13 protein-coding genes are annotated in these 13,067 nt (G+C 65.9%); 1 reads left to right on the forward strand and 12 read right to left on the reverse strand.

All coding sequences use genetic code 11. From position 1 onward, the window contains the following. Positions 1-19: 19 nt before the first annotated feature. From ACXIZN_RS24755 to ACXIZN_RS24800, 10 genes are all read right to left on the reverse strand, one after another. On the reverse strand, positions 20-913 hold the full coding sequence (locus ACXIZN_RS24755) for a type II secretion system F family protein (protein ID WP_457957125.1): 894 nt from the start codon (positions 911-913) through the stop codon (positions 20-22). After that, complete coding sequence (locus ACXIZN_RS24760) at positions 910-1,821, reverse strand: type II secretion system F family protein (protein ID WP_457957126.1); 912 nt, start codon at positions 1,819-1,821, stop codon at positions 910-912. Before ACXIZN_RS24760 ends, ACXIZN_RS24755 begins: the two co-directional genes overlap by 4 nt. Next, positions 1,818-3,041, reverse strand: a complete 1,224-nt coding sequence (locus tag ACXIZN_RS24765) for a CpaF family protein (RefSeq protein ID WP_457957127.1) — start codon at positions 3,039-3,041, stop codon at positions 1,818-1,820. The genes ACXIZN_RS24760 and ACXIZN_RS24765 overlap by 4 nt, the downstream gene beginning before the upstream one ends. A 215-nt stretch (positions 3,042-3,256) precedes the next feature. Beyond that, positions 3,257-4,096: a chromosome partitioning protein gene (locus ACXIZN_RS24770; RefSeq protein ID WP_457957128.1), complete on the reverse strand. Its 840-nt coding sequence runs from the start codon at positions 4,094-4,096 to the stop codon at positions 3,257-3,259. Next, the gene (locus tag ACXIZN_RS24775; protein WP_457957129.1) at positions 4,096-4,677 is read right to left on the reverse strand and encodes an SAF domain-containing protein; all 582 of its coding nucleotides are present in this window, start codon (positions 4,675-4,677) and stop codon (positions 4,096-4,098) included. Before ACXIZN_RS24775 ends, ACXIZN_RS24770 begins: the two co-directional genes overlap by 1 nt. Before the next feature lie 227 nt (positions 4,678-4,904). Next, complete coding sequence (locus ACXIZN_RS24780) at positions 4,905-5,897, reverse strand: hypothetical protein (protein WP_457957130.1); 993 nt, start codon at positions 5,895-5,897, stop codon at positions 4,905-4,907. A 14-nt stretch (positions 5,898-5,911) separates the two neighbouring features. Next, positions 5,912-6,280 carry a hypothetical protein gene (locus ACXIZN_RS24785; protein ID WP_457957131.1) on the reverse strand — a complete coding sequence of 123 codons (369 nt, stop codon included), beginning with the start codon at positions 6,278-6,280 and terminating at the stop codon, positions 5,912-5,914. Positions 6,281-6,512: 232 nt separating this feature from the next. After that, positions 6,513-7,169: a prepilin peptidase gene (locus ACXIZN_RS24790; RefSeq protein ID WP_457957132.1), complete on the reverse strand. Its 657-nt coding sequence runs from the start codon at positions 7,167-7,169 to the stop codon at positions 6,513-6,515. Further along, positions 7,166-7,828, reverse strand: coding sequence for an SAF domain-containing protein (locus tag ACXIZN_RS24795; RefSeq protein ID WP_457957133.1), 663 nt, complete (start codon positions 7,826-7,828; stop codon positions 7,166-7,168). Before ACXIZN_RS24795 ends, ACXIZN_RS24790 begins: the two co-directional genes overlap by 4 nt. After that, complete coding sequence (locus tag ACXIZN_RS24800; RefSeq protein ID WP_457957134.1) at positions 7,825-8,007, reverse strand: hypothetical protein; 183 nt, start codon at positions 8,005-8,007, stop codon at positions 7,825-7,827. The genes ACXIZN_RS24795 and ACXIZN_RS24800 overlap by 4 nt, the downstream gene beginning before the upstream one ends. 284 nt (positions 8,008-8,291) lie before the next feature. Between ACXIZN_RS24800 and ACXIZN_RS24805 the strand changes: the two genes are divergently transcribed. After that, positions 8,292-8,687 (forward strand): winged helix-turn-helix transcriptional regulator, encoded by a 396-nt coding sequence (locus ACXIZN_RS24805; RefSeq protein WP_457957135.1) that lies wholly within the window; start codon positions 8,292-8,294, stop codon positions 8,685-8,687. On the opposite strand, the gene ACXIZN_RS24810 is transcribed toward ACXIZN_RS24805, so the two are convergent. Both ACXIZN_RS24810 and ACXIZN_RS24815 read right to left on the reverse strand, forming a co-directional pair. After that, complete coding sequence (locus ACXIZN_RS24810; protein WP_457957136.1) at positions 8,688-11,357, reverse strand: MFS transporter; 2,670 nt, start codon at positions 11,355-11,357, stop codon at positions 8,688-8,690. 164 nt (positions 11,358-11,521) lie between these two features. After that, positions 11,522-12,376: a sigma-70 family RNA polymerase sigma factor gene (locus tag ACXIZN_RS24815; protein WP_457957137.1), complete on the reverse strand. Its 855-nt coding sequence runs from the start codon at positions 12,374-12,376 to the stop codon at positions 11,522-11,524. Between the last annotated feature and the right edge of the window lie 691 nt (positions 12,377-13,067).

Genomic DNA, 13,067 nt, shown 5'->3' on the forward strand with positions numbered 1-13,067 from the left:
TGGACTCCTCTCGTGGAACTCAGAGACCTCCCAACACCTGTGCGAGTGCGGGAAACCCAATAAAGACAAGGAATCCACCGAACAGCATCACCACGGGCAGGCTCATGCGTTCGGTGGCCGCTTGGGCGTCGCCTTCGGCGTCGGTGAGTTCGCGGGTGCGCAGCGCAGAGGCTTTGGCAGCGAGGCTGGCGCGCACGCGGGCGCCTTCGGTTCCAGCCAGGCTGACCGACGCGGCTAGCTCGGACAGTTGGTGGACGTCGAGCTCAGAGCCGAGTTGGCCGAGGGTGGCCCAGGGCGTGGTACGGGTGAGTTTGGCGGTGACCAGCGCGCGGCGAAGCTGTTGGAAGGCCCAGCCTTTGCCGATGCCGACCGCGTCGGAGAGGGCTCCATCGACTCCGGCGCCGCCGGCCAGCAGGACGCGGATCAGGTTGAGGTACGCCGCCAGCGCGTGCCGGAATGTCGTGCGTCGCCGCTCAGCTTCCTTCTTGACGCAGATGTCCGGGAGCAAGAAGCCGCCCAGCGCGAAGATGAGGCCGGCGATGGCCGGAACTTCCCATCCCAGACTGACATCGGCCACCACGAGCAGGAGCTCCATCAGGATTGGCAGCAGCAATCCGGTCACCGCTAACGCGGCCTTCTCGGACAGGTGGTGCTCGACGCTCTTGCCTGTGACGGCGAGGTCGTTGCGTAACTTGCGGTTCGGCAGCCCGAGTGCGGCTAGCGGCTTGACGAACGGCTTTCCCCCACGCAGAGCCCAGCCGTCGGAGTCCGCAGCGAGGATCGGCGGCGGTGCCGGTGTTGCATGCAGCCGGTCGACCAAAGTTCGCAACGGTGGCCGTGGCGGAACGAAGTAGACCGCCAGCGCCCACAACCCCACGCCGAGCCCCGCGCCCCACAGCAACGCACCGATCATGACGACGCCTCTTTCTCCAAGAGGAGGTCGTCGGCGTCGTGCGGCCGGATCGTGCCCAGCTCGGTCAGGAACCTCTCCGGCTCCCGCATGCGTGCAATCCTTGCCAGCCAAACAAAAGCGGCGGCGAAGAGAAGTCCGACGATCAGGAGCATGATCTGGCCGAACGCCGTGTCGTAAGGGGCGAGATAGCCGCGGTTGAGCAGCACCAGGCCGACGGCGAAGCTGAGCGTGGTGATCACGATGACCCGCACGCTGGTCTTGGTCCGGGCGCGGCCGGCTTCGACCCGCATTCGCATCGACGCCTGCTCGCGCGCCTCGCTGGCCAGTTCCCCGAGCAGGTCCGCCAACTGCCGGGCCTGATGTTCGGCAGCCAGCACGAGCGCGGAGATCACCAGGTCGGCGGTCGGGTCCCGCAGCTGCTCGGCGAGGTAGCGCAGCGAGGGGGCGAGGCGTTCACCGCGTTCGAGCCGGATGGCCAGCTCGGTGATCTCTTCGCGGATCGCGGCGGGGCAGGCCGGGGCCGTGGCGAGGATGGCCTGTTCCAGTCCGGCCGCGGCGACGAGTGTGTCGCGCAGGATCTCCGTCCACCCTGCGATCGCTTCGATCCGTTCGAGGTGACGCTTGTGGTCGACGTTCGAGCCGAGGATCCGCGGCAGACCGAGCACGGCCAAAACGGTCAGGATGGCCCCGACCGCCCAGCCGGTGATCGCGCCGACGGCCAGGCCCGCGAGCACGGCTACTACAAGCCAGCCGACCTGCTTGCGATCGTGGTGAGCGACGAGCCAGACGTTCAGTCGCGACGGCGTCGCGGGGCGAGCGGGGCGGCCCCGTAGCCCGGCCCAGACGAGCAGGACGCCGATCCCCAGGCCCGCACCGAGTAGTCCGAACAGGGCTGCGGTCGTAGTCATGGCGTCCACCACCCTTCGCGCCGCTCGAACAGGTCTGGGTCGTAGCCGACGTCCATGAGGAGGTCCACGGTGTCGGTGCGCAGTGGCGCGCCGGGCACGGCCCGCAGATCCGGACCCGGTCGCCACACTTCGTTGCTGACGATCTGGCGGTCGTCGGCGCCGACGACTTCGCGGATGGAGGACACCACGCGTTTGCTGGTCTCGCCGCGGGGCTTGTCCAGATGCACCACGAAGTGCAGGGCAGCGGCGACCAGGAGGTTCGTCGCTTCCATCGGCAGCCGCTCGGGGCCTTGTACGGCGTAGGCGGCGAGCTTGGTGAACGCGCCCTGGCTGCTCGAGGAGTGCAGGGTGCCCATGCTGCCGTCGTTGCCCATGGACATCGCGTTGGTCAGCGGGATGACTTCCGGTCCGCGGACCTCGCCGACGATCACGCGGTCTGGGCTCTGGCGCAGGGATTGCCACACCAGGTCCGAGAGCGAGACCTCGCCGACGCCTTCGAGATTGGGTTCTCGGGCCTGCATCGCCACCACGTCCGGGTGCGCCTTGTCGTCCTCGCCGAGACCGAGCTCGAAGACGTCCTCGATCGTGATCAGCCGCTCCCACGGTGGAATCGCCGAGGCCAGCCCGCGCAACATAGTCGTCTTCCCGATCGCTGTGCCGCCTGTGACCAGGACGTTGCGCCGCGCGCGGACCATCGCGGCCAGAAAGGATTCCAATGCCAGGTCGATGGTGCCGTTCTCGCGCAGCTCCGCCAGGGTGACCTTGGTGAATCGGTGCCGCCGGATCGACACCGAAGGCCGCGCAGTCACGGCCATGACCGCCGAGACCCGTTCACCCCCCGGTAGCTGAAAGTTGACGACCGGCGAACCGCGATCGAAGCGACGCTCCTCAACTCCGGATCGGGTGGCCAGGTCGCGGATGAGCTCGACCAACTCGGTGTCGGAGCCCACCACCGGCGGAAACCGGCGCCGGCGTCCGTCGGCGTAGCGAACGAATACGCGGTCGTAGCCGTTGATGTTGATGTTCTCGATCTCGGTGTCAGCCAGCAGCGGTTCAAGACCGGCCAGCCCAAAGACCTCGTCGAGCACGGCCGTGATCACCCGCTGCTCGACGTCCGGCCGCACCAGGTCGTGGGCTTGCCGCATCTCCGCCTGCGCGTGAGCCTCGGCGGCGTCCTGCAGGATCGCTTCGGCCAGCTGACGACGCGCTACTGTCCCCATCGGAGCACGACCGCTGCTTTCGTCGTCCCGAATTCTTTGGCTCAGTTGCGCGGACAGCTGCTCACGTAGGTACTGCCGCAGCCGGTCCACGGCCGCGGCCTCCCCCGCGGGTCGATGGGGAAGCTCCGCTGGGCCTGGGAGGTTCGTCGGGCCGGGGTGAGCGGTAGTTCCGTTCGACGTGGTTGTCAGGTGCGGCGCACCGAGTCCGACGCGGGTCATGACCTCGCACCGTTCCGGGCCTGCGGCCCGAGTTTTTGCTTGGCCATGCTGGAGATCGGCGGCCGGGGTACCGCCAGCTGCAGGTGCGGGTCGCGGGTGCCGCCGTTGTGGGCGTCGTGCCAATGCGCGAAGGCGTTCAGCGCGATCTTGGCGGCGGCGCGTCCGAGCGCGGACTTCGCCGGGCTGTGCCGGCCGTTGCCGTGCCCGCACAACACGGCGGCACCCTTGTCGTCATGGGGAACGCGGCCCATCACCGGGATGCCCATGACCTGGGCAACCTCGGCAGTCGAGTAGCCGTCGCCGACGAGCACGAAACACGGCTTCGCCGACCACCGCTGAGCGACCTGCAACTTGAGGGCGACGTGTGCGAGTTCGTCGTCGTGTGGTCGGGCGACCAGCAGCATCGCGTCCGCACCGCGGATGATCGGGAACGCAGGCGAATCGGGATCCACTCGGCCGCAGTCGACGATGACTGTGGTCCCAGGTTGGTCGGCTGCTCGGCGCATCGGCGACGACGCGCCCGGAGCCAGCAGCGACAACGCGGCGCGGGCTTGTTCGGCGCCGGCCGGCCCGAGCACAACCCGCAGGCCACCGGGCAAGAACTGCGTGTGCTGGGCGAGCAGGTTCGGCTCGGAGCCACCGCGGCCCCGTGCAGCGGCGGCAAGACTGACCAGCCCCGGTGACTCGGGCAGGCGGAAGCGGGCCATCAGGTCGCCGCCGGCCGGGTCTGCCTCGACGACAACCGGGTTCTCCTGCCCTGGCCACCGAGCGCCGAGGGCGGTGGCCAACGTGGTGACGCCGGGAGAGCCCTTGAGTGAACAGACCGCGATGAGCATCAGCGTCCACCTCCGGCGATCGCTACCAGGCTGAGCTGGCCTGCCGGAGCAGAGGCCAACGCCCGAGCGTCCGATTCGGACAGCTGCAGGGAAACCACGGTGGCCTGTTCGGTCTCGCGCGTGGCGATTCCGGCCACCACCGCGGTCCAGGACGAGTACTGTCCGATCGTCGTTCCCGTCGTGGTGGCCTGGCCCGGGGTGGCGAGCACTGCGACGGTGGTTCCGGCTGCCAGATCGGGCGGGAACTGCCCAGGCTTCAGTCCGACTGCCGCAATTGCCTTACCCGGCAAGGGAGTCTGTGGAGCACCGAGGATCGAGCGGGTAACCAGCGAACCGGCGGGCAGACTGAACGCGACCGGTTGTCCCACCACGGTGGACGTCGACGATGCCGACATGACGTCCATGCCGGAGTCGGTCGCCATGCTGACCTGCTTGAGGTCCTGCGCGGTGAGGATCTGACCTACCGCAACTGGACGGGCCAACGCCAGCACGCCTTCCCGTTCTCCCAACTGCATCCCGGCGAACACGCCGCCCGCGGCGCACACCACGACCAGCAGGGCACCGAGCAGCAGGTAGGGCACGCTGCGGTGCCGACCTCCGCCGCTCAGGCGTGAAGGCGACTTGCCGCCACGACCCGCCCACGCGTTCGGCGACGCCTGTTTCCGCGCCGTCGTGTTCGTCGAACCTGCGGTAGATGTCACCACTGACCTCCTTCAGGCATGACGCCATCGCAACGCGTCGATCTGGTAGTCGACGTGCCTTCGGTGTTCGTTGTGGACGCCCGTCCTCGTGAGACGGGAGGTCTAGCTCAGCCGGTCGCGATGCCCTGGCTCTCGGCTACGCGGAATGCGGCATTGCCGGTCGTCGTCATGTTCGGGAACGTGCCGCCTTGACCCGCGCCCGACCAGGTCACGGTCCAGTTCACCGTGGCCGACACGGGGAACGCTTCTGCTCGCTGGCCAGCCGAGGAGCTGCGGTAGGTGTAGCCGCAGTCCGGCGACGCGCTTTTCGGATTGCCGCCGGCGGGGAACGGAGAGCCCGGGCCGGCGCAAGTCACCGAGCCGCCACCACCCATTGACCATGTCACCGAGGTCGGCCTGGCGACTGCGGTCACGGAGACGCCGGGTACCGCCGCGGTGGCCGACACATCGCCCCAGCTGCTGGAATCCAGCCACATCCAGGTCGGCAAGCTCACCAGCTGATCGCCGGCCGGGTTCGCCTTGATCTTCGGCGTGGGCAGACGCAACTGACTGCGCGCCTGCGCGGCGAGTTCAGCAGGGGACGGCAGTGGCGCCGGATCGGGCTGGCCGTCGGCGATCCAGACCGGCGGACGGTACAGCGCATCCGCGAATCCAGGTCCCGTGCATTTATAGACGTACCACGCGCCCGAGGGCGGCTGGGCCTGCGCGAACTGCGCGGTGGGCGGCCCACTCTGCGGCCGGTACACCGCAGCGGCCACGCCCGACTTCGGCGGAACGCGGATTGCCGCTGGTTGCACGCCGCCAGGTGCTGGGGCCTGGTAGCCGCTGCGTTCGTATCCGCACTGGGCCAGGTTGTTGCTCCCACCGACGATCGTGTCGCCGTTGGAGTTGGCCTGCCCAGTGCCGGGATTGTTCTTCCCAGGGTTACCCGGCTTGCTGTTTTGGTTGCCCTGGCTACCGTTTCCCTTGGTGCCGCCCTTGCCCGCGCCGAGCTCACAGCCGGGGTTGGGATACTGGCTGCAGTCGGTGAACCCCCAGCCCCCGTCGGCTAATGCGGGTACCGCGGTCGCCACGAGCACGGCCGCGGACAGGCTGATCACCACTCCTGAGCGTTTCAACACGAACCCACTCCCTCCACGGCGAAGCGGGTGACTCTCCACGTTCCATCCTGCTGCTTCTTGACTTCCGCGGTGATCGAGCGTCGCCCGCCCGGAGTATCGTTGATCAACTGGCCATTCTTGTACTTCAGCCAGCCGCTGTCGTCACCACAGTCCGAGATCATGACCATGGCCGGGTTGGCTTGCGGATCCACTTTGGACACTTCGGGGTTGGTCTTCGGTGCGCCTTTGGTCACGACACCGTTGAGGTTGTCGGTATACAGGCTGCGGTTGATCACCCCGAGCGCATCGCCTGTCGCGTACTTCGCGAGCTCGGGTGACTGCCAGTCGCCGGTCTCGCCGGCCTTGGCCATCTGCTGCCACATTCCCGTGTAGGAAAGGACTGCCGCTTGCCGAGCGGTTTCTTCGGGAGTTGCAGGCGATGACATCGGAGCCGCCGGCGTACTGGAAGGCGAGCGCGTATCAGAATTACCGCTGGGCGCCGGCGACGCGGTACACGCCGTCATCGAGCTCAAGCAAAGCCCGACCACCAATCCCGTAACAACCTGTCGGTTGGTATACCTCATCTACGGCCCCCTTCGTTCCCACAGCCATCTGTCAACGGAAGCAAAGTGCGCTGGCGACCATCGCTGGCGCTAATGGCACCGTCGCGACTTCCGCCGATCTGCGGACGAGTCGCGCTAAGGCCATGACCACAGCGAGACAGAACCAAGCCATGAATGTCCCGATGACGACGGACGTCCAACTGTGCCAGCCGAGCATGAAACCAACGGGCACAGCAAGCTTTACATCTCCACCGCCGAGTTGCCCAGGACGGAAGAAATAGAGAGCACCGTAAAAGGCCAGCAGCGATCCAGCGCTGGCCAGTGCGCGCAACAGTGCGTCAGCATCACGTTGAGTCACAGACACTGCGGCGCCAACCGCGCACACCGTCACGAACGCCACCCCCACGAGGCGATCTGGAATCTGCCCGGTACGTGCGTCGACGAATGCGATCGGCACTGCCGTGAGCGCGAACCCACTCGCGACCAGCAGCGAACCTGCTGGCTCCTGTCGGAGCACGAGCGCCGTAACCGCGACGGCAATGGCCAGCGAGGCAGCGGTCAGGTTGAACCATTCCTTCCCACTCCATCTCCGCGGGTGGCGAATCGGCGACACGTCACGTTCAGGGCCTACGCCCGTCGGCCTGAGCCCGGCCATCTCGCTGCCCCGATCCTCACCGAAGAGGATCCGAATCCTGATCGCCATCGTCATAGTCCAATCACCGTGACCACCAACGACCCGGCGGAGGCCGCGACCGCACGCTCGTACTCCGGGGCCTTCACGATCACGTCGACCACGGCTGTTCCATGTTCGTCCGACTGCCCTAGGTCGGCAATCCGCGCCATGAAGGCACCTCCCCCGCTGTTCGGTCCTCCGCACGGTCGACCGGCCGGCAACGGTGACACGCAGACGACTACTCCCGGCAGCAACGCCCGCGCTGGACGCTCGTCGCGTTCGAGACGTAGCCCGACCACGTACTCACCGCGCTGAACCAAGGGATCTGCAGTGAGCTCACGCGCTGTAAGGAATGTCCCCGCGGGCAGGCTCGCGGTCAGCCGCTTTCCCAGCACGCCCGCCATCTGGGATGCTCGGATGACCTGCACACCCTGCGCGGGTTCGATCTCGACCGTCGCGATGTCCTCCGTCGACAGCGGAACCGACCATGCGACGTCGCGCGCAAGCACTAACACCGGCACGGTGTCATCACGCAGCACCGAAATGCCATAAAAGATCGCTATCGCGACCACGGCAGCGATCAACGGTGCGAGCAGGTTCTCCCACCGGCGCGATAATCCCCGCGGCTTGTCGAGCGCGGCACGGGCAGGTGGCTCATTCACTCGAGCAGGTGCACTCAGTTCGTCCACTTTCACGATGCCACCTCGTCGGCCGGGTCGAGACGTTCGATGACGCCACACCACTCGCCGCAGGCGCCGCACATGACGGTTCCGGACACGTTCGACCGGTCAGTGAGCAGCATGTCGCGGGTGACCGGCAAGGCCTCCGCATGACCGCACGCCAGCAGGTACTCCGCCAGAAGCGCCTCGCGCACTCCTGGATGTCCTTCAGTCCCGGTCAACGTCACATCCCCTCCCCTGCTGGTGTTGGCGACCGGCTGTCTCGGCGTTTTCGCCGCACCGAGATCAGCCGGTCACCCGCTCACTCCGTTCCCCGGCGTCGAACGTCGGGCAATTCGGTTCTAGCTGGTCAACCCCGACTATCTGCAAGGTAAGTACGGACTGAGCCTGGGCTCAGTCCGTCGATCTTCACCCGAACAGTGGACGCCAGCGCGGTTCAGTTGCGCCGCCGCAACTCGGTTCGTGGTAGGTAATGGCCGTGACCAGTGACTGGGACGTCCCCTACCGCCAGAGCCTCCACGAAGCACTGGCCGTGCTGTCCGGTCAATGGACGGTGGCGGTGCTGGCCACCCTCGCGCTCGGCGAACGCCGCTACAAGGATCTGATGGCGGAGGTGAACAGCGCCGAGGAGCGCGTGGGATGGGTGTCGCACCCGAAGCCGGTCACGGACAAGGTGCTGACCGACACGCTGCAACGTGCCCGGGACAACGGCCTGGTCGTCCGCCGCGCTGAGGGCGGCCAGATCGGCGGCAGCGTCTGGTACCGGCTTACTCCCAGCGGAAAGGAACTACTCCGGGCGCTCAGGCCGCTTGCAAGCTGGGCGCAGCAGAATCGCGACAGTTTGGCGGAGGGCGCCTCACCAGGCGACGCTTGATCAAGTGATCGTCTTGACCAAGCGAACCTGGTTCCGCCCAGCGTCTTTCGCTGCGAACAACGCCAGGTCGGCGGCAAGAAGTACGTCCTCAAGGCTCGCACCGGCATCCGGGAACACCGCGGCGCCGATCGACACGCTGAGCGGGTGGTGTCCGCCCGCGGCCTGGTCGTGAATCCCGTCGACGCGCAACCGGAAGACTGCCTCGCATGTTCGGTTGGCAGCGGCTTCGAGCTCCTCCGGAGTCACACCGGGCAGGACCACGACGAACTCCTCGCCGCCGAACCGGCCGCCGTAGTCTTCGCCGCCTACGACGTCCCGAAGGACTTGCCCGACGGCCCGGAGCGCCCGGTCGCCAGCCAGATGCCCGAAGTTGCTGTTTATGCGACGGAAATGATCAAGATCGATCATGAGGATGCCGATGCGTGCGCCGCTACGCCGGGCTCGCGCGAACTCGGCTTCAGCGAGAGCGTGCCAGGCAGTCGAGTTGAGCAGGCCGGTCTTCGTGTCAATGGTGGCCGCATGCTCGAATTGCCTGATCAACACGGATCTGTGTAGCGCGTACAACGGGACGAAGATCAGAATCACGAGAGTCGGATGAATGCTCAGTAAGATGGCGGTCACTACGCCCATGTAGAGGGTCGCAAGTTCGAGCACGTTCTCGCTGAACTCGCCGAGGAGTCTCCTCGCCGTCCTGTCCGGGCGCACGATCGCGATGGTGATCGCGGCGATCGCCGAGTTGACGGCGAAGTACACGACGACGACCGCGGTGCACACCAGTGCATCGAACGCGTCGAAGGCGTGGGTCATCGGCACCAGTTGCAGGCGTTGCGCGAGCCATCCGGCCACCTGACAGGACAGGATCACGTTGCTCGCATTGAAGAGGAACCGTGATGCGAACGTCCCAGCCACGCCGCGCGAACAACGGAGCCAGAGGTGGACATAGAGAACGACAGCGAGAGCAGCCTCAAGCGCCGGCGACAAGATGAGAGCTCCGGCGAGCGTCCACACTGAGGAGAAATTGACGTGTGGGGTGTCCGAGAAGCGTCGGCGACGGCGTTCCACACGGCGTGCCATCTCGGCCGCAATCAACCCGAAGGCCATCATGAAAAGGCAGACGCGGAAGTCCGCCCATGACGGTGGGTCAGCAGCCACGCTGATGCCAACTGCTGCGACTGCGGCCATCTCGATGAACAAGACGAATCCACGCGCATACAGAGAGTGAGACCAAACAGACCAGCCTACGCGTCCGTTCGGGCTATCGCCATGCGCGCTCTGTGACTTCCCCGGCATACTGACCGCACTTCCGTTCCCTTCGGAGGAGGGGCCGGTCTCCGAAGTCGCCGCTTCCTGGCCGGTGGTTCCTCCTCCTTCAGCCGGACGTCCCGGGAGGAGGCCACGATGCGTAACAAGGAAGTCTGATGGTCTTCGTGCTGCCCTATCAGCTTGCGCAGGCTCGTCCTCGGTGACTCTGCCTCGTCGAGGGCGAGCCATCTTCCAGGCCGCTCCGATGGTCACGACCAGGGCCGTGGCCAGTAAGCCGGCCGCAGCGACGGTATAGGTCGGGCCGATGAGTTCGGCGACGACACCGCCGCTCAAGATCGCCACGCCTTGCCCGGCGTAGACGGTGGTGCTGAACCGTCCCATGACACTGCCACGCCGAGAATCAGGCACGAGGGAAACGATCATGGGCTGAAGGCGGATCAAATAGATCGTCGAGAAGACGCCGGATGCCGCCCACAGCACGATCGACCACACGATTCCCGGGGCGAACGCACAGGCAATGAGTGGCACTCCGGCGAGCGCGGCCGGCACTACGACGGCCCGTTGAGTCGGCGTGGTCGAGGTGCTGGTCTTGGCTGCCCACCAGGCCCCGATGACGCTGCCAACAGGATCCGCTGCCATCAGGAGACCGATCGCGACCGCTCCGAGTCCGAGAGCTTCTGCGTATGGAGCCGCCAGACCCTCCGGCACCACGAAGAGCCCGATCAACGCGCCCAAAATGAACGGCGCCGCCAATCTGAAATCGATCCCTCGGGGCTGCGCATCGCCAACATCCACGGCCGACGTGCGTTCCTTCGCGGCTCTGCCGGGTCTCACGCCTACTGCGATGATCAGTGCGCTGAACCCGAAGGTGAAGGCATCGAAGGCCAGGGCGCCGGACGGGCCGAGCACGCCGACAAGAATCCCGCCGAAGCCGAAGCCCACTACCTGAGCGATCTGGACCGTCATTTGGCGAAGGGCGAGGCCAGGTTGATATCGCTCCTCTCCCAGCACGTCTGGCAGGAGCGCCAACTGGGCCGCTTTGAACGGCGCCGACGCCATGGTCAGCAAACCGACCAAGGCCCAAAGCAGCCAGAGCGGCATATCGGGGACGGCCATCGCCGCAGCCAGTCCCGCACGCACCAGGTCGGTCAGCACGAGAACGCGTTTGCGCGGGAATCTGTCGGCCAATCCGGACAAGAGAAATCCGCCGAGAACGGCAGGAACGAAGGTGAGCGCATAAGTCAGCGCTGTGAGCACAGCCGACGATGTCCGGTCGAAGACCAGAACCGCCAGAGCCACCCTCGCAAGCTGATCACCGAGGATCGAAACACCTTCGGCCGACCACAGCGCACGAAACTCGCCGACTCTCAATGAGTCGACAAAGCCCGCCCCTCCCACACGCCGCACTTGGTCCCTCCAACCGCGCGGTTGTGCCTATCCAGTCGCCTTAACGGCGTCACACGTCTGGACCAGCCACGGTATGCCCGGAGAGTCGCCATCTGGATACCATCAGCGAACTTTCACCCGATCGCAGGCACCCTGTCACTCATCGTGAGCGCGAGGTTGATCGGCTACAAAGGACCGGCGTCAGTTCGTCTGCCGATGCGGAAGGCACCATTGATTTCGGCCAGTTCCGCCGATAGCAAACGGCACGATTCGCAAGCACTGAGGTGCTCCTCAACCTGGCTGGCCTCGCGCTTCAGCAAGCCGTCCCGGGTCCAAGCCCCGAGGCGTTTGATCGTGGGAGCGCATCGTTTCGCGTTGTCGACAGCCAAATGGGCCTGAAGATAACCTTGACGAAGGCCTTCTCGTGCTCGGTAAGCCAAAGCCGAGACACCACTGGCTGTGAGCCCTAGTTCGGGCGCGATATCCGCGGGCGCCCTACCTTCGATTTCGGTGCGCCAGAGGACGTCTTGCCACCGCGCAGGCAACCGCGCGAACGCCCTGGCCGCAAAGCCTCGCTCCAGGCCGGCTATCGCCGTATCGCTGAAGGGCACGCTAACCAGCACAGGATCGACAGTCGCCGTGATGTCCTCCGACAGCTCGACTTTCCGATCTCTACGCGTCTTCTTATAGGCGGTGTAACGCAGCGCCGTGAGCAGGTACGAGCGAAAAGCGGTACTAGGGCCTCGGCCAGAACGAATTATCTTGAGAACCTTGCTGAACGCCTCGGCCACCAAATCGTCAGCCTCGAAGCTCGAACGAGCAAGCTGACGGGCCAGGTTCCGAGCCGACACGACATGCCGCTCGTAGAGCTCGCCATACGCCGTATTGTCTCCGTTCCGGACCGCGACGATCAGCCGGGAATCGCATCTCTCCAGAACTTCGCCGATCGACGCCCGAGCCCCTGAACTGCTACCGCGCGTACAGCAAACACGCCTACGCCAGCCGCCCTTCTCGCCAGAACGATCAATAAGTTGAACCACGTCTGCGTACCCCAATTCCGTTCTGTGTCAACAAAAGCGCGTTCCTGCCTGCCTGCTATCAGGGAGGCGAATCGCCAGGTTCAGCAAGCTCGTGTCGTCCCGGCCCGGACGAGTCGAGCAAGGAGACAGCGAAGGCCGGGAAGAGAGCAGCCATGGCGCGCACGCAGCACAGCGGGCACAAGGTGTCCGGGACCGGTGGCCGCTGTTCCCAGATCTCTTCGATCGGAAGTCCGCATAGACCGAAGCACTCGTCGTTCGGCCAGACGACGTGGACACGACCGGCATAACGGTCCGCGGTCCCGCCCTGCTGGTTGGTACCCCAGAAAAGTAATGGCTGCACCTGCGTCTGCTGCATGGTTCACCGAACCCACGCGGTTCGACGGAAATGTTGGTGACGCCCAGCCGCCTGAGCCCACGAAATCAGCGAAGGCATCACCGTTGATCTTTCCTTCCATGGCGCCGCTTTCGTGCGAGGAAGAGCGGCAGAAGTGGAACCGGTGGCCCGATCCGGGTCGGGGGCCACATCGGGCCACCGGAGTTGTAAAGCGCCCACGATGCCGCGGGCGCAGGTCTGTCACCGAGCGACGGACATCGCCATCGCTCTTGTGGTGGCGATTACCGCGGACTGAGGTGGGAAGTCACCTCGCGCCGTCGGCTTGCACTCCCAGCGCCAGAGGTCGAGCCGTTCGTC

Source organism: Amycolatopsis sp. TRM77291 (assembly GCF_054166285.1).

Excerpts from the sequence above, each read along its gene's own strand:
- ACXIZN_RS24755 (WP_457957125.1), bottom strand. The coding sequence starts at position 913 with ATGATCGGTGCGTTGCTGTGGGGCGCGGGGCTCGGCGTGGGGTTGTGG.
- ACXIZN_RS24760 (WP_457957126.1), bottom strand. The coding sequence starts at position 1,821 with ATGACTACGACCGCAGCCCTGTTCGGACTACTCGGTGCGGGCCTGGGG.
- ACXIZN_RS24765 (WP_457957127.1), bottom strand. The coding sequence starts at position 3,041 with ATGGGGACAGTAGCGCGTCGTCAGCTGGCCGAAGCGATCCTGCAGGAC.
- ACXIZN_RS24770 (WP_457957128.1), bottom strand. The coding sequence starts at position 4,096 with ATGCTCATCGCGGTCTGTTCACTCAAGGGCTCTCCCGGCGTCACCACG.
- ACXIZN_RS24785 (WP_457957131.1), bottom strand. The coding sequence starts at position 6,280 with ATGTGGCAGCAGATGGCCAAGGCCGGCGAGACCGGCGACTGGCAGTCA.
- ACXIZN_RS24790 (WP_457957132.1), bottom strand. The coding sequence starts at position 7,169 with ATGACGATGGCGATCAGGATTCGGATCCTCTTCGGTGAGGATCGGGGC.